Below are 17256 nucleotides of genomic sequence, written 5' to 3'. Positions count from 1 at the left end.
CGGCCCCTTTTCTTTTGTCACGCCCGGCGACCTCGGCCGCCGGGCAAGAGCACTCAGTTCGCGTCGGAGCCAAAGCGGTACTTGAGGCTGACGCCCCACATCCGCGGCGCGGCGTAGATGTTGCCGCGGGTGCCGAGCGACGACCGCTGGGTCAGGTCGTTGTTGCCTATGCGGTACAGCTTGTTGGTCACGTTGGTGACGAACACCGCGAGATCGACCGGCTGGCCCATCACGTTCTTCCACCCGGCGTTGAGGTCCAGCGTCGTATACGGCTTTTCGATAGCCAGCGGATTAAGCTTGCTGGTGTCGGTCAGCGCCACGCTCGACTGGTGGTAGAGCAGCGCGCCGAAGCTGACCTGCCCAATGTCTTCAGATAGCGGCAGGGTGTAGTCCAGCGAAAGCGTGTACTGCGTCTTGGGCACCGAGTTGAATCGGTTGTCAGAGCAGAATCCTTCGATGTTGGTCGCCGCCGGGTCGCATGGATTCTTGGCCGGATTCGGGATCAGCTTGTCGAACTTCGCGTCGGTGTACGCGAAGGTGCCACCCAGCGTCAGGCCTTCCACCGGGATCAAGGTAACTTCCGCCTCGATACCCTTGATCCGCGCGTCGTCGACGTTCTGGACCTGAGAGACCGGGACGGCTCCGGGCAGGACGACGTTCTTCTGGATGTCCTTGTAACGGTCGGTATAGGCGGCGAGGTTGGTACGCAGGAACACTCCGTTGAAGTTGAAGTCGGCCTTGATACCTGCCTCGATCGAGACGTCCGTTTCAGGTTGGTAGGCCGGATCAAGCCCCGGAGGGGTTGTTCCGTTCACGCCGCCCGGACGATAACCCTTGCTGACCTTGGCATAGAACAGCTGGCCGCCGTCCGTCTTGTAGGACGCACCGGCCTGCCAGGTAGTCGAGTTGAACGAGCCCGGTGTGACCTTGCAGCTGACCGCGCCGAAGAGGTTGTTAAGTGCGATCACGCCAGCCGGCGGCCCGAGGTTCACCGAGCCGTAACCGTAGTCCGTGCACTGCCCATGCGGGATCGGCGCAAATGTGCTGGCGACAATCACATCCGCAAACGGGGCGGGTGTTCCGACAGCAACGAGGAAGTTCTTGAGGCCCGCTTGACCGCCGGGGATCGGGCTCAAGTAGGTTGCCTGCCGGGAAAGCACGGTGTCGTGGGTATAGCGCAGCCCGCCGTTGATCTTGAAGTTGTCGGTCACCGCATATTCGAACGAGCCGTAGACAGCGCGCGACTTTGTCTTGAGGTAGTTGACGCCGACACGCTGGAGAATGGCGACGTTGATCGTCGCGTTTTCGCTGGGTCCGGCCGGACGCTGTTCGTCCATATAGCCGCCGAGTGCCCAGGTCAGCCGGTTGTCGAACGCCTTGCCGGAGAGGCGCAGTTCCTCGCTCAGCTGCTCCTGGTTGGTGAACAGCAAACCGCCGCAGGCCGAGTGGCAGGTAAGGACTGCCGCGCCGTTTGCCGCGCCGAAGTTCGAGGATTCATCTTCGCGCTCGCGAACGTAGCCGAAGATGTTGGTAAGCGTGATCGAGTCCGTGAGGTCTGCGGTCGTCTTGTTGACGACGTAGAGGTTTTTGCGTTCGCTATAGAGCGGATCGACCAGCGAAACTGCCCGCGGACCGCGAGCCTGCTGGGCGGCAAGCTGCGCGTTCTGGGATGCGAGATAGTTGGCTGCGGTAAAAGGCGTATCGCCGGGCTGGAAAGCCCGGACCGAACCGTTGGCGTCGATTCCGTAGGAACCCGGAAACAGGGCGGCGACGCCGCCGATGTTGGCCCCGAGCGCAGCGTTATTCAGGCCCGCAAAGACCACCGAGGTGCCGTTGTCGTGGGTGTTCTGGTAGGACACGATCGTCGTGTTTTCGAGCCCGTCCACCGGTCGCAGGGTCAGGCCGAAGCGATAGCCCTCGTAAGCCACGTCGTCGAGATCCTGGCCGTTGGCGAGGTTCTTGGTGAAGCCGTCGCGGCGCGAGGTTTCGAACGCGGCGCGGACCAGGACCTTGTCCTCGATCAATGGCACGTTGACTGCGCCGTTGAAGGTGCGCAGGCCATAGTCGCCGAGCTTGCCGGTGAAGTATCCGCCGAACTCATCCTTCGGGGTCTGCGCGGTCACCATGACGTTGCCGCCATCGGTCACGCGACCGAAGGTCACGCCCTGCGGACCGCGCAGGACCTGGACGTTCTGCACATCGAAGAACTGGCCTTGTGTCAGCCGGGCAATCGGTACTTCGTTGAAGTACGTGATGACTGCCGGGAACACGGTGCCGAAGGAGAAACCCTGACCGCGGATGGTGTAGGTCAGATTGTTGCGGTCGGACACCGACGCGGTGACGTTGAGCCCCGGCGTGCTCTGGACGAGGTCCACCGGGTTGAAGGTGCCCTTGGCCTCGATCTTGGCCGGGGTGATCACCGATACCGCGACCGGAACGTCCTGAAGCCGCTCTTCGGAACGCCGCGCGGTCACGATGATGTCGGCTGAAGCCGGGGCATTAGCCTGATCGTCCTGCGCGGCGTCCTGCGCAAGCACCGGCATGGACCATGCCCCGCACATCGCGGTCGCCACAGCCAGCGAAGCCTTCCAGTTCCTCATTTCAACCTCCCAAAGATGTCACGAGACGCATGACGCGCCCCTTGGCTTTCATTCACATCGATCAGGAAGCGCAGCCATACGGACCACCTTCAAGGGATCCAGCAGGCACCCTTCCCGGATCGGACCGCTTTTTATCGGCCTCGACACGACGCAAACTAGCAGAAAGATGCTACTCGTCAATATTCTATATACGATTATGACCAACGGTCGAACTGTGTCAGGAAGGCCCTCGAACTATTTGTATGATAACGCATTTTCGATGCCTTGGCGGACATTGGAGCCGCTTGGGTTGTCGTCGTCGGCGTTCAGGCGGCAAGGTCGGGTATCGCCCGCAATTCTCAGGGCACAATTCCGTCGGCGGTCACCACTTTCGGCGGAACTGCGCCCCGCGGAAGCGTTCGAGCAGCCGTTCCTTTCGGGTCGCGTCGTCGATGACGGGCGTGTCGGACGGCAGGTGGCCCCGAAGGTCCGACAGCTTCAGCCGGCTGACCGAGGGCTTCGGTGCGGAACTCGACTGATACCACCGCCCCTGGATTACCCCCTTGAATCGCCCGGCCGTGTCGAGCCAGTTGGGCACACCCGGATCGACGTTGCAGATCACCGCGCGGAACTTCCCGTCGCCATCCACTATCGCCTGGTGCCCGTTGAGGCTCGACTGGCACTTCTCCCACTCGATCGTGTTGAACAGCTGGTCGGCGAGCAGGACCTGCCAGTACCGCACGGTCTCCGGCACATCCGTTTCGACCAGCAGGCATTCGCCATCTGAAAACTCGAACAGTCCTTCGAAGTAGGCTTGGTCCTTGAGCCCGCCGATGGCCGACCAGTCGTTCATCACCACGGTGTTTACGGGATGCTGGCTCAGCGTCTGGACGAAGTGGACGAACAGCTTGGCATAGCGTTCGGGGAAGCCGGCCAGGCGCTCCATGCGGTACGCGATCTCCTCGGCTGGCCAGCGGCGGTACGTTGCCGGCCCGTCGAGCCGTTCGATCGCCATGGTGCTGTCGACCTCGTTCAGCCAGTCGTAGCTCGCTTCGCGCACGCCGATGGTGCGGGCGCGGGGATCGAGCTCGAAGAAATCGCCCTCGTAGCCGTCCGGTCGCTTAGGGCCGATGATGAACGAAAACTCGCCGTTGGGTCCGTGAGAAACCTCGTCCAGATCGATATTGCCGACCGTGGGCCCGGGCACGTCGTCTACCCCGATGTATCCTGAACCGATGCCGAAATGGACAAACAGCGTCGTCCCCCTGCGGCCGGAGATGCGATAGGTACCGTGACCCTCGATGAAGCTCGAGCGGTACATGTAGTCGGGATTGGGCGCCGCCGACTTGAGGATCGGATTGAGGAAGGAATAGAACATCGGATGCTGCGGATCCGAATGGAAGATCGCCGTATAGCCCTGCGCGAGGCTCATCGCCATCTGCTGGATCGCCTCCTGCTTGAGCCAGGCGTCCTTGGGATCGATCACGTATTCGAGCGTGCTGTCGATGCCCCGGATGAGCTCGATGAAGCGCGGCCACTCCATCGGTACGGCAGGTCCGGTCATGGGCGGTTCCTTTCGGGGAATGCTGGCGGCAAGCGATTTCGCCTGCGGGCCGAGAAGAAGCGGGAGGAAAGCCGCGCCCGCAGCAAACTCGCGGCGGGTCGGCGTCACGTCAGTTCACCGGGATCCGGCCGAAGAAACTGTCTCCCTCGGCCTTGAGCCGGATAATCTCATAGTAGTGGCCCAGCTCCGCGGTGGTGTCGGCATAGGCGAAGTCAAGCACCTCGCCGAACGAGCCGTCGACCACGATCGGGCATCCCTGCCCAGCCAGCTGCGCCTTGGCGGCAGCGAACTCCTCCGCGCTATCCACGAGAAAGCCGAGGTGATGAAAACGAAGGGCCAAGCCGCTGTCCTTCCTCCACCCCTGGTAGATCGATTCCACGGCCTCGTCGGGCTCGATGACCTCGATCATCGTGTCACCGACCCACGCATTGCCAATGAAACGCGCGGCCGAACCTTCGCCGTGGACTGCGACCATATCTATCAGGTCCCACTTTTGGACCCCGTAGCGGCTCGAAAGAGCCTCGAGGGCGGCTTTGGCGTCGTCGACGACATAGGCGACCTGGAAGTGGCGCTTGAACAGCACGGCCATGCTCATCTCTCCATCAGAGTTCGTATCGGACGATGTAATCGGCGAACGCGTCGAGGATCGGTCCTTCCTCCTCGATCCGGGCATAGCTGTGGCCGCCTTCGGTGCTGTCGGCGTTGCGAGCGGCCCATGCCGTCATTGCCGCTTCCGCGTCGGCGGAGAGGGAAAGGCCCGTCTCGCCATAGATACGCCGGACCACCCCCAGCGGATCGCGTCGGATGTCCCTTTGGCGAACGTTCACCACCCGCCCCGGGAAGCGGTCCTGGAGCGCCATTGAGCGGCGCACGGCTTCCCCCCAGAATGCGGTCTCGCGGGCGAGGCGCTGTTGGCGGTCGATCCCCTCGCCGGTATATGCGCGCATGACATTGTCGAGCAGGTTGATCAGCGAGGCCAGCGAAGCTGCCGGATGACGATGGGTCTGCACCACGCGCGCATCGGGAAAGACCGCCAGCATGGCTTCGATCCCGAAGACATGGCTGGGATTTTTCAGTAGCCATGTGCGATTGTCGTTCAGCCCGACCAGCCGGAGGATATCCTTGTAGCGGCAGAACGAATGTGTCTCGTCGGCGCTGACCAGCCAGCGGTCGTAACCCGGTATGTCAAGCTGCGAGGGAAACCAGTTGCTGCAGAAGCTCTGCGCCATCGGCACCAGGCATTCGTCGACCTCGTCGGCGCGAATTCCGTGCGCCTTCATCACGTCCGGCGCGATCGCAAACATCTGCTCGGTCGCGGCAACGCTCGCCTGGTACTGCGGGTTGGCGTCCCAAGTGTCGCGCCCTGGTCGGACGAGTGGCGCCGCGCAGAGCCACTTCTCGATACCCTGGAACTGGGAGTCGCAGCTGAGCAGGTTGTGCAGCGCCGTCGTGCCGGTGCGAGGAACGCCGATCACGATCAGCGGCGCGGGGATTTCACGGTCGCGGTAGGACGGGTTTACACACCACTGCGCTTGCGTGTGGAGGCGCGCGGCGAGACCAGAGACGATCAGCCCCTCCGCAGCGAGAGCCTTGTTGCCCTGCGGTGCCCGCTCGTCGAGCGCGGCCAGGAGCACGTCCAATCCTTCGTGGTAGGCCTCGTCGCCGAAGTCTGTCAGCCCTCCCGATTGCGCCGAAGCGCGCTCGTGCAGCTCGGCCCGCCGCTCCGCCCAGCTCATGCCCACGGATCGATCAGCAACTTGCCGCCCCCGCCCTTGCCTGCGCGCAGCACTTCGAAGGCGGCCGGCGCCGCATCGAGCCCGACGGTCTCAGTCACCATGGCCCGCGCAAGATCGCCGTCGCGATCGAGCGCGTCAGCGCAGGCCTCGAAATCCTCGCGGGTGTAGATGATCGACCAGCGGATGGTGAGGTCCTTCATCAGCGACATGGCGGGTACGATCGGATCGGGCTGCATGCAAAAGCCGAGGCCGATGATCGTGCCCTGCGGCCGCACCAGATCGACAGCACGGGCAAACACCCCGGGCACGCCGGCCGCCTCGAACACGAAATCCGCCGGCCCGCCGAGGATCGCACGGATCTCCTCTGCCACGCCATCGCCCTCGATTACGAACCGGTCACCGCCCATGCGCGCCGAAAGGTCGCGGCGGCGTCCGCTCGAGGCGAGCATGACGACGTTCTCGACACCGCGCTGGCGCAGCCAGAACAGCACCGACAAACCGATCGGGCCAGGCCCGATGATCACCACCCGCGAATCTTTGTCGGGATTGGCCAGCCGCACCCCGCGAGCTCCGACCGCGAGAGGTTCCACGAGGGCCGCATCCGCGATGGCCACGGTTCGCGGCAACAGCGTGGCGCCGCGCTCGCTGACCCGGGCATATTGCGACAGGCCGGCGCCAAAGCCCTTCCACCGCGTGCAGAGAACGTCGATGCCGGTCCGGCACCCCTCACACTCACCGCAGCCGACGACGGGCAGCGCGGCGACATGATCGCCCACTTTCAGCCGTTCCACGCCCTTGCCCAAGGCGACGACTTCTCCGCCGTATTCATGACCGAGCTGACTGTCGGCGGGCAGCATCATGCCGTGACCGCTCGTCGCATGGAGATCGGTCCCGCAAACCCCGCAGCGCGAAACCCTCACGATCACTTCCCCTTCGCCAGGTTCGGGATCGGGCAGGTCCGTCACGGCCAGCGGCTGGCCGACTGCCTTGAACACCAGTGCGCGCATTTTCGCTGCATCCTCTCGTTCCGCCGTTTTGGCGTTTGATAATCGTCTATATGGTGCGCAGCATTGCTGCTACCCCCGTTTGAGGGCAACGGGTTTCCCAACATGGATTTTCGTGATGGATCTAGCTGAGCCCTTGCTGTCCGCGATGACGAGCGGCGTCACTTCGTCTCCTCCCTGGCAGGAATTCGTGCACCTGCTCCGCGGGCAGTTTTGCGCGGTCCACGCTAACGTGATCTTCCGCAACGAGGCGCTTGCCACCAACCACATGACGGAAAGCTGGAGTCTCGAAATCCGGGACCGCACAAGTCCGGTGCAAGCTTATGCCCCTCACGAGGATCCAATGGACTATTACGGAATGGCACCGTTCAAGGCCCACACGCTCGATGATTTCATCGAACGCGGCGAAGGGACCGGGCATCCCTTCATCAAGCGCTTCCTCGAGCCCTTGCACATAGGCAGCGTGGTCCTTTGCCGCATCGTATCGGAGAATGGCTTTCAGGCCTGGTTATCGGTGGCGCGCGATCGCGATCGTCCGTTTGGAAAGGCCGAGCGCGGACAGCTCGAAACCATCGCGCGGTTGTTCCGCCATTCTCTGCAGGTTTTCGGCGAACTGCGGCATGCTCTCGACCAGCGCGACGCCTATGCTCGCTTGGCGCGGGGCCGGGCGACGGGACTGATCCGCCTGGGACGCAATGGCAAGGTCTTGACCATGGACGCGAGCGCACGGGTCCTTACCAGCGCAGGCGGCCCCCTCCGAGTATCGCGCGGAACGCTTGAGGTCGTCGATGACGGGCAACGTGAGCCGCTTCGGCGGAGTCTCGACAAGGTCCTGCACGGTGACAGTTCCGAGGAGTTGGTCGCTGTCGAGGGCAATGGCGCGGCCGATCTCGAACTGCTCCTGTTCAGGACCTCGGATTCCTTTGCCCCCGCCTGGGCAGAGGCGCCGCAGGCCATCATCTACGTTCGCGAGGTCGGGAAGGAGTGCGCGCCCTCGCCTCGACGGATCCGGGCGCTGCTCGGTCTGTCTCACCGCGAATCAATGCTCGCGAGCCTTCTCTCCGCAGGCAACACCATCACAGAGGCATCTCGCCAGCTCGGCATATCGGAGCAGACCGGACGCAGTTATCTTCGGCACATCTTCGAGCGAACGGGGCTGACGCGGCAGACCGAACTGGTGCGCAAGATCCAGGCAAGTGTAGTCAACCTCGACTGAGACATAGCGCTGCCTGGAAAAAACTCACCCCAAGTGTGGCGGGGTCAACTGTTCCGCTGCCTGTGCCTAGAACCCCAGATCCCGCACCGGCACGTCGATCGGCCCGGAAACCTGCTGAACTGCGGCAAGAAGCTTTTCGGCCGGCTCCCCTGCCAGATAGCCATCGATCAGCCGCTGGTAGTTGCTGATCAGCCCTTCCACCTCGCTGGCGAGCCGCATGTATTCGAAGCCCGAATGCAGCCCCTTCTGCTGGCGCGGGAGGTTCGCATAGTCCTGCGCCGGGATCGGCGGCCAGCTCGGGTCGTCATGCGGCATCGGCACCGGCTCTTTGGGCCGTTCGCGCGCTTCATCAGGGGGGTAGCGGGTCAGCGACCACAACTCGAACAGGCACTCCTCAGGCCCCAGCGGACGGATCCGGTAGGACGAGGCGCTGCCGTAAGTCGGCAACAGGAAATAGTGCGGGAATGCAAAGTTGACCCCGCTCGACATTTGGAGATCATCGATCCGATTGAGGTCGGGCGGGTTGTTGCCCTGTTTGCGGTAGAAATCGCCGACCGCATTGTTGAGCGCCTTCTGCCAGGCGCGCGATGCGGCAGAGGGCTCCTTCGGCAGGTCGATCCCGACGAGCGTCTCGGCGACCTCGATCTCCTTCTGGTGCGTCATTCCGGCCATGCCCTCGGACAGCACCTTCATGAAGTGAACCATGGTCTCTGCAAAGACCCGCGAGTCCACCTCGGCGACCCTGTTCGGACCCATGGTGGTCCAGGTGAACTTGGTCACCAGCTCATCGGGTAACCGGACATAGTCCGCATCCCCGGGCTTGCTGGTCACGCCGAAGGGCAGGAGCTGGGGGTGTGTGGTGGCGACATGGTAGCCCTCATGGAACGCCTCCATTGCGAGCTTCCAGTTGCAGGGGATGCGCGCCGCCTTCCACCACTCGACGCGCAGTTCCTCTGGATGCCAGAGCTCCATCCGTTCGGCAAAATGGCCAAGCGACGCGCGAAGCGGTGGGGCATCGGGATCAAGGTTGATGAACGCGCAGTGCGCCCAGACCTCGCAGCGGACCTCGACAAGGTCGAGGTCCGCCTTGCACAGGTTCCCTTCATCATAGGCATGCGGGGAATAGACGAAGGTGTTTTCCCCGCGGGTATTCCAGCGCCAGCCGTGGAACGGACAGATGAACCCGCCGGAGCTGTGCCCGCTGCGGGTCACGAGTTGAACCCCGCGGTGGCGACAACTGTTGTGGTAGGCCTTTATCGTATCCGCATCGACCCGCATCACGATGATCGACTGGTCGAGGTTTTCATAGAGGACATAGTCCCCCACCCGCGGCAGCTCATCGAGGCGGCAGGCCATCTGCCACACCTTCGGCCACAGATGCTTCTTCTCGAGTTCGAAGAATTCCGGGTCGTAATACCGCGGTGCCGGAATCCGATCCGGTCTGGCCACCGGATGAAGAACCTCTCTCATCCCATACATCCCAATCTGCGTTCGATCCGCTAAATCAGGATACTGTTTTCCATTTGCCGAGGTGTCAAGCGAAGGCTCGATCTTCGAGGACTTGACCTACCAGCGCATCGGTGAACGAGCGGCTCGCTCCCGACCACGACGATGCCTTTCGGGATCAAGCGGCTGCGCCGCCTGATGCAAAAAAATATCCTGACGCAAACGGACTGGGACGAGTGCCGATGTCCGCTTCGCCGGGCATCGACTGAAGCTTCAGAACATCGGCCCGTCAAGCGCAGGGGCACAAAACGCGTTCTCCCTCGCGACCTGTGCAACCAGCTGTGACCTCACTCGGAATCGGAGCGCGCCATCGCCTGCATTGTGAAGCACTTTTTCGATCAGCTTCTTCCATGCTTCATTTCGTGCGGTGAGCTCACCTATGGGCGTAAATCCTGGTTCAGTCTCGCCGAGCATCGCCGCAATCTCCTCGGCGAGACAGTCGCTGACTGATCTGTCGGCCACAAGAGCCGAGAGCAGTTCGCGCTTTTCCGCGCTGTCGACCGCCAATGCCTGGCCCTCGAGATCCAGCCGGAGGATCACGTGGTTGAGCAGCATCCGGACGCACATCATCGCGCTTTTGGCGTGTGGACTCTGCAATTCGGGAGCGACTAGTTCCTCCAGGTTCTGGACACAGCTTCGCAGCACTTCCTGAGCCGAGGGGTTCATTGTTCGGACTCCTTCGCGAAACCGGCGACCGCAAAGAGGTTCGCCTGAACAATCACAGGATAAAGCATCCCGAGGGTCAGCAACTGGACCCGGCGGTCTCGCCCATTATTGAAGTTGCGCAGCCCGCAATGAAGCGCGCACGCCCCCTTGAATGCCCAGAAGCGGCGGTACCAGTTCACCGCCTCCATCGAGACCGGCGACGGTGCGACCGAATTGTAATAGTCCAACGCCTCGGCCTCGCCCCAGTATTTGGCGGTTGTCCCCATGGCGACAGCAAGGTCGAGAGCGGCGTCGCCGAGGCTCGCCCCCTCCCAGTCGCACATGCCGACGATCTTGCCGTCTCGCCAGATTTCTTCACCGATGCCATTGTTTTCCTTGCGAAGTACAATCCTGTCCGGAGCGGGCGGGGGATTGTCGAGCAACCATTGCCCGATCTCGCGAAGCCCCGGGAATGGCTCCTGCGCATGGCGGTCGAGCATCTCGAGATGGCGCACGACGTCATAGGAAGAACAATCGGCCGCGCTCGCCGGCACCGACAGGAATCGCCCGAAACCCATGGCCTGCCAGTCCAGCGCATGGATCGCGGCGAGCTTGTCCATCTGTTCCTTCACGATTCCGATGCGAGCCCCCTTGCCCGCATCGCTATCGTCAGACAGGCAGGCCGGCTCAACCTCGCCCTCCGTCCATTCCCGCACGGTGAACTCGCGGCCTTCCAGAAGCCATTCCGGCCTGCTTTCGTGCACAACCAGCCTCGGCACCGGCACCGCTGTCCCATGAAGCAGGCGATAGACTTCACTTTCGTCTTCGAGCGGACTGTCGGAAAGGCACCCGCCCGGCGGATCCAGCCGGACGACGAACTTTTCACGGAGGGTCTGGCCAGCCTTCTCCCAGGCCAGCGTAACCCACCAGGTCTCACGCGACATGCCCGGGTAGGAGCGCCTTACGGTATCGAGCCTGAGTTCGGCACGATCCGGGAACAACTGCTGGAAATAAGCCGTCATCTGTGGCTCGTTCAGAGGCTGATAAAGCGGCATCAGGTCATCCTTGGGGGCGGTAGCGCGGGTGAGGCCCGGTGAACCCAACCATTGAATCGGCCATGCCCGGGTTTCCATTCAGCGTGATTGCAAGCGGATACTCGTGAGGCAGGACCGAAGGGAAGGACACGTGGCCAGAGAGGTCGCGCACATTCGCCTGGTCCGCGACGTCGTAGGTTTCGCCCTCGAGCAAGTCGTCGCCGCGCCACGCGCCAAGCCCTCGCTGGTCCCAGTAGCCGTTGAAATAGCCATAGCCCTGATAGACAAACCCTTCCGAAAGCGGCGTACCGCGCAACTCGAAGCGTTCGCCGCCTGCGATGAAGTCGAAGTTCAAGGCCGAGGGACGAAGGGTCCCTTCGACAAGGGGGACGTCGACCGTGGCCGAATCGATGACGAGCTCGCGCCATGCCTCGCCTTCTCGGCGGACCAGCTTGCCACCCGAATAGACCACCCGACCGGTCGCATCCTCCTGGATTTGCAGACTGCCGTGTGTGCCGTCAGCGCACGAAAACGCCATCCCTGAGATGACAGAGGTTTCACCACCGCTACTCTGCGCCGCCGTTGGCACTGGCGGAGGCGGACCGCCCACGCCCGGTCGGACGCCGAACGAGCGATCGCGGAAGCCGAACCAGTTTTCCACCTCGATGCGTTGTCCTGCCGCTTCCGCCCACCCGTTGACCACGCCAAACTGGTAGAACCGGCGATAGTCTTCATGGACTACCCCGTTGATGGAGCGGCGGTGATGCGGTTCGTCGAACGCCGGCAAGCTGGCTTCCCAGTTCAGATCGAATGCGACGCCGAACTCGTTAGGCTCGAGGATCAGCCGGAACGACCTGAGGCCCTCCTTGATCACGTAATCAAGCGGACCGGATCCGATTCGTCCGACATTTGGACGCCATCGCCGCGAGGTCCGGACATTATGCTGCAATCCGCCAAGCAGTATGGTGCCAAAGCCGTCCAGAACATTCATGTTCTTGTAAACCCCGAGCCCTGAGTTGATCTGGGCGCGGTTCTCCCGGTCATAAGCCACCCACCAGTAGCGGTCAAAAAAGCGATGGTCGCTCGACCCCGCTACGTCGAAGTGATCGCCGACCTGATGGAACGGATAATCGTCAAACTCGCTCAGCATGCATCCCTCCGTGGCCGTCGCTCCGGCCGGCTTGCCTGAAACGGTATACTAATTGCGGAGATCGACGCAATTCCTTATCCTTTTTTCCGTCCAAAAAATTGCCGCAGTGGTCAACAGTAGGCAAACTCCCTCCAGAAGCGCTCGAACAAACGAGCAAAAACGCGGATCACCTGATTTGTCTGTCCGGCCAAAAGAAGGTTCGCGGCATCCGCGAGCTCGTCTGCGCCCGGTGCAGCGTCTCGCCAGGGAACAGGTTGCCCGGATGCGCGAAGAAGAGCCGCAAGCGCCATCCTCGCAGCCTCTTCCGAGTTGGTCATCGCGAGGTGGACACAGGCAACATAGATCGCGAAATCGGCCGTGGGATGGCCGACGTAAACACCGCCTGAAGGCCCCCGCCGAACCTCGACAACCCCGTTGAGCTGCATCAGGTTGAGCGCTTCTCGCATGACACCACGTCCCGCGCCGAGCCGATCCATCAACTCCGCCTCGCTGCCAAGGAACTCCCCAGCCTGAAGTGCCCGGTCCTCGATCTCCAGGGTCAGCCTATAGGCAACCAGCTCGTGGAGCTTGGACGGGCGCGAGCCTGATTCGGAAGAAACTGTAAGTGCGGCAATGAATTGTCCGTCAGCGGATCGCCGTAGGAATTCCAGTACCAGATTCGGCTTTTTGTCCGACGAGATATCGATCGCGCCTTGCACCAGACGCAAAGCGCGACGGACCTCGAGCGGATCCATTCGAACGAGTTCGAAATAGACCTTGAACATGAACATCGGAACATACCGGCCTGGCGTGGAGACTCGAATTCCACCCGAGACCCCGCGCCTGATTTCGATGACGCCCTGCCACTCGAGCTGACGCAGGGCCTCACGCAGTGTTCCCCGGGCAACGCCGCAGCGCTCAAGCAGTGCGCGCTCGGTGCCCAGCTCATCCCCTTCGCTAAGCCCTGATTCGCGGATCAGGTCGATCAGCCTGGCGGCAAGGCTCACGCTCAGCCGGCGGGTCGGTGCCCTCGTGTCCATTCCTTCCTCCTCGCGCGAATGATCCGAGCTGAACGCAAGTCAACCAATGAGGTTAAGTAGTTAGATGATTATTGACAGATCTAATCGGGGTCATGATATGGCGCTCCCCAGGCGTACCGAGATCGCACCTGCGAGGGAAGGACAGATGATGAAGGCAAGGTTGAAATTGGCCGCGGGCAGCGCCCTAGCATTGGCCGCAGCACTGAGCAGCAACGCAGCATTTGCTCAGGAAGGACAGGCCGAAAACGCCGAGTCGACAGATGCGGGCGCAATCATCGTGACGGCTCGCCGGACCAGCGAGCGCCTCCAGGATGTCCCGGTTGCAATCACGGCCTACAATCCTGCCCTCCTCCAGCAGAAGGGCATCAGGTCGGTCTACGATCTCCAGCAGGCGACACCAGGCCTCGTCGTCACCAACACGCAATCGCAGGGCCGCGCGGCCGGCGGCTACAACATTCGCGGGCAAAAGCAGTCGGCGGACGACGCGCCTCCGGGCGTCGTCGCGTACCTCAACGACGTGCCGATCTACGGCCCCGGGATCGCGCGCGCATTCTTCGACATCGACACCGTCCAGGTCCTAAAAGGTCCCCAGGGCACACTTTTCGGCAAGAACACCAACGGTGGCGCCATCCTCGTGAACTCGAAGCGTCCCACGGTCGACGGCGTGGAGGGTTATGTCACAGCCCGCTATGGCAATTATGACGACAAGTATGTCGAAGGCGCGGTCAATGTGCCTTTGGGTTCTTCGTTCGCACTGCGCGTCGCGGGCAATCTCGAGCGTCGCGACGGTTTCACCAAAAACCTCGCCGGTCCGGATCTCGACGATCTGCACTACGGCAACCTGCGCGCCTCGTTCCTCGTAGCGCCGCAAGACAGCAGTTTCGAAAACCTGACGGTCTTCAATTACACCAACATCGACGAGGGCGGTACAGGTTATAAGATCACCCAGGTCATCGCCAATCCGGCGATCACGGGCGGACAACCCTTCTCGGCCTCTCGGCAGGCCGCGCTCGCGGCTGCTCTCCTGCTCGACGAACGCACGGTTTCCAATGCGGCGCCGGGCTTCACGTATGCTCGCGCCTTGGGCGTGACCAATACGACCAAGGTCGAACTCAGCGACTCGCTGCTACTCAAGAACATTGCCGGGTATCAGGAACTGAAATTCGAAGGACTCAGCGATTACGACAACGTCACGCCAGAGTTTCTGTCGGTCGGCTATGCTCGCCATACCAAGCAGTTCACCAACGAACTTCAATTGCAGGGCAAGTTCCTCGATAACCGGCTCAGTGTAATCGTCGGCGGCTTCTATCTTTCTGAGAAGCAGGATCCCTTTGCCGGACGCACCCGGTTCGGTGCGACTTCTGCCGGCTATGTCCTGACGCCGGAGTTTTTCTACAACCTTCAATTCACCCACACCGATCTCGAAAGCAAGGCGCTGTTCGCTCAGGCGACTTACAAGCTGACCGACGCGCTCTCGTTTACTGGCGGCTACCGTTACACCTGGGACGACCTGAGCCTCCTGGACCAGCAAAGGCGGGTGTTCGTCGCCGGTACCGTGCTACTTCCGCCGGTAGTACCTCTGCCATTCCAGTCCTGCGCATTCCCCGGCGCGCCGGGCACACCCGACCCTCGCCTGTCGGTCGATCTCACGTCGTGCGTGCGCACCGGCAAGGCCAGTTTCTCCGCCGGTAACTACAACCTCAGCCTTGACTGGAAGCCCACCGCGGACATGCTGGTCTACCTGGCGCACCGTCATGGCTACAAGTCGGGCGGATTCAACGTCACCTCGGCGTTCTATGGCAAGGGCAACATCTACAACCCCGAGAAGGTCGACGACGTCGAGCTCGGGGTCAAGCATTCCGGCGACCTCGGCGGGATGCGCTACCGGTTGAATGCCTCCGTCTTTCACAGCTGGTACGATGACCTCCAGCTTGTTCAGGTGATAACGGATGCATCGGGTCCGCAGTCGCTTACGCAGAACACCGGCAAGGCCCGGCTGTGGGGCGGCGACATCGATCTCTCGATCGAGCCCGTTGAAGGACTGACCCTTGGCGGTACGTTCAGCTATTTCGATGGCAAGTTCACCAAGCAGAACGGCATCGTCATCGGTGCGGGCGGCGTGCCGGTCAATCTGGTTGGCCTGAAGTACCGTTCGCAGCCGAAGACTCAGTTCACCCTTTCGGCGGCCTACACGATGCCGGTCGGCGAGGAGAGCAATGTCGAAGCTTCGGTGTTCTACTCGCACACCCAAGGGTACTACGCGAGCTATGATGTCCTGCCTGGCAACTTCATCCCGTCGTACGACCTTTTGAATGCCCGGATCGGAATCACCAACATCGCCGGGTCCGGCGTCGGGCTCGCGGTGTTCGGCAAGAACCTCACCGACGAGATCTACACAAACGGCATCGCTCGCGGAGAGACCTTCGGATACATCTCACGGATCTACGGTGAACCCCGCACTTACGGCGTGGAAGCAACCTTCAGGTTCTGATCATTCCCCTCCCGGGAACACCTACGGGGCAGCGTACGCTGCCCCAATTTTTTTGACGTTCCGGACTGACAACCGGTGGTACTCGCTATAGCCAAACTCTACTTGAGCGATCACCGAGTGATGCGGCACCGCCTTGAAGAACCGAATGATTGCTTCGAATAGCCAGCGTCTCGTCCGGTCTGGCATGGTCGGCCTCGCAACCGCGACCGCGTAGCGCGGTGTCGATCGCTGAATCGAGCAGCGCGCTTTGCTACCTAGTCGAAACGCCGGATCACCTCGGGCAAGGAGTGGCAATAGCGGAACGGCGAGGCTGGTCAGCGCAGCCCGCGAGATGGCGATTATCCTGCCTCGGCACTCATCCTAATCCTGTTCTTGTCGCGCCAGAAGGAGCTGTCAGTCTAATGCGAACTCGTCTCCACTTCGCGGAGCCCGGTCTTTGAGGCGGGCAGCTTAGCTTGCAATGAGCTGCCACTCAGCCAATGCGGCCGAGCGGCGAGCTTTGAAAGTTTGGCGGTCGACGAGGTGGCGTTCCTGGTTGAAGTGGTTGTGAACGTTGGCATGAACCGAGGCGAACTTCTGCAGCGACTTCATCTGTCGGAAGCGCAGCATCGCCCGCTCTCTTCGCCGGAATGGCAGGTGTGAATTCTCGACCCGGTTGTTGGCGTGGCGGCCGACCTCCTGGCGCTCCGCGTTGCCCAGTTCGCGCATCGCGGCAGGATAGGATTTCAGCCCGTCCGTGACGATGGCTTCGACCTGACCGTGGCGTTTCAAGGCTTTCTTGATGAACCGCAGGGCCGCGGTTTTGTCGCGGGTCTTGGTCACGTAGGATTCCAGGATCTCGCCTTCCTGGTCCACCGCCCGCCACAGGTAGTGGGTCTCGCCGTTGATCTTCACGTAAACTTCGTCGAGGTGCCACTTCCAGTGGCGGAAGCCCCGCATCCTGCTCACTCGCTGGCGGCGGATGTCCGCGGCGAACAGCGGCCCGAACCGGTTCCACCACAGCCGCACGGTCTCGTGACAAACGTCGATACCCCGCTCGAACAGGAGGTCCTCGACGTTGCGCAGCGACAGCGGGAACCTGACGTACATCAGCACCGCCAAGCGGATGATCTCGGGTGAGGTCTTGAAGTAGCGAAAGGGGTTTCCGGTTTGGCTCATATCGGGCCGCTAGCAGCCCTCATACTGGTCGACCATGTTCCTTTGACAGTGCCGATCGGGCTGATCAGCCGTGTGGTCCTGACCTGCCCCCCGCTGGTCCCGCGGTCATAACGAGAGTCCGCCGGTTTGATATTCGTGCTGAGGCACCGGCACA

Annotated in this window: 13 protein-coding genes; 2 read left to right on the top strand and 11 right to left on the bottom strand. The window is 62.0% G+C overall.

The genetic code is table 11. The features are described 5' to 3' along the window. Positions 1–53: 53 nt before the first annotated feature. The 5 genes from AC3WLD_RS10640 to AC3WLD_RS10620 form a co-directional block, all read right to left on the bottom strand. Entirely contained in the window at positions 54–2600 is a 2547-nt protein-coding gene (locus AC3WLD_RS10640) for a TonB-dependent receptor (protein WP_492556933.1), read from the bottom strand. Between the two features lie 361 nt (positions 2601–2961). Next, entirely contained in the window at positions 2962–4143 is a 1182-nt protein-coding gene (locus AC3WLD_RS10635; RefSeq protein WP_492556932.1) for a hypothetical protein, read from the bottom strand. A 109-nt stretch (positions 4144–4252) separates the two neighbouring features. After that, positions 4253–4732: a VOC family protein gene (locus tag AC3WLD_RS10630; RefSeq protein WP_492556931.1), complete on the bottom strand. Its 480-nt coding sequence runs from the start codon at positions 4730–4732 to the stop codon at positions 4253–4255. Between the two features lie 13 nt (positions 4733–4745). Further along, complete coding sequence (locus AC3WLD_RS10625) at positions 4746–5879, bottom strand: sulfotransferase family protein (RefSeq protein ID WP_492556930.1); 1134 nt, start codon at positions 5877–5879, stop codon at positions 4746–4748. Next, entirely contained in the window at positions 5876–6886 is a 1011-nt protein-coding gene (locus AC3WLD_RS10620; RefSeq protein ID WP_492556929.1) for an alcohol dehydrogenase catalytic domain-containing protein, read from the bottom strand. The genes AC3WLD_RS10625 and AC3WLD_RS10620 overlap by 4 nt, the downstream gene beginning before the upstream one ends. 115 nt (positions 6887–7001) lie before the next feature. On the opposite strand from AC3WLD_RS10620, the gene AC3WLD_RS10615 reads away from it, so the two are divergent. Then, positions 7002–8099: a helix-turn-helix transcriptional regulator gene (locus tag AC3WLD_RS10615; protein ID WP_492556928.1), complete on the top strand. Its 1098-nt coding sequence runs from the start codon at positions 7002–7004 to the stop codon at positions 8097–8099. Between the two features lie 66 nt (positions 8100–8165). On the opposite strand, the gene AC3WLD_RS10610 is transcribed toward AC3WLD_RS10615, so the two are convergent. From AC3WLD_RS10610 to AC3WLD_RS10590, 5 genes are all read right to left on the bottom strand, one after another. Further along, positions 8166–9548 (bottom strand): aromatic ring-hydroxylating oxygenase subunit alpha, encoded by a 1383-nt coding sequence (locus AC3WLD_RS10610; RefSeq protein WP_492556927.1) that lies wholly within the window; start codon positions 9546–9548, stop codon positions 8166–8168. Positions 9549–9818: 270 nt separating this feature from the next. Next, positions 9819–10271 carry a hypothetical protein gene (locus tag AC3WLD_RS10605; RefSeq protein WP_492556926.1) on the bottom strand — a complete coding sequence of 151 codons (453 nt, stop codon included), beginning with the start codon at positions 10269–10271 and terminating at the stop codon, positions 9819–9821. Next, complete coding sequence (locus AC3WLD_RS10600) at positions 10268–11305, bottom strand: phosphotransferase family protein (protein WP_492556925.1); 1038 nt, start codon at positions 11303–11305, stop codon at positions 10268–10270. The genes AC3WLD_RS10605 and AC3WLD_RS10600 overlap by 4 nt, the downstream gene beginning before the upstream one ends. Positions 11306–11309: 4 nt before the next feature. Further along, the gene (locus AC3WLD_RS10595; RefSeq protein ID WP_492556924.1) at positions 11310–12434 is read right to left on the bottom strand and encodes an Rv3169 family protein; all 1125 of its coding nucleotides are present in this window, start codon (positions 12432–12434) and stop codon (positions 11310–11312) included. A 110-nt stretch (positions 12435–12544) separates the two neighbouring features. Beyond that, positions 12545–13453, bottom strand: coding sequence for a FadR/GntR family transcriptional regulator (locus AC3WLD_RS10590; RefSeq protein WP_492556923.1), 909 nt, complete (start codon positions 13451–13453; stop codon positions 12545–12547). A 97-nt stretch (positions 13454–13550) separates the two neighbouring features. Here AC3WLD_RS10590 and AC3WLD_RS10585 point away from each other — a divergent pair, with 97 nt between their 5' ends. Next, positions 13551–15944, top strand: coding sequence for a TonB-dependent receptor (locus tag AC3WLD_RS10585; protein WP_492556922.1), 2394 nt, complete (start codon positions 13551–13553; stop codon positions 15942–15944). A 450-nt stretch (positions 15945–16394) separates the two neighbouring features. On the opposite strand, the gene AC3WLD_RS10580 is transcribed toward AC3WLD_RS10585, so the two are convergent. Beyond that, positions 16395–17102 (bottom strand): IS6 family transposase, encoded by a 708-nt coding sequence (locus AC3WLD_RS10580; protein WP_492556921.1) that lies wholly within the window; start codon positions 17100–17102, stop codon positions 16395–16397. Positions 17103–17256 lie beyond the last annotated feature (154 nt).

This window comes from Novosphingobium sp. FW305-C-111 (assembly GCF_058783565.1).
Note: the sequence above shows the minus strand (reverse complement) of the source record. Positions and strands in the feature narration are given on the sequence as shown.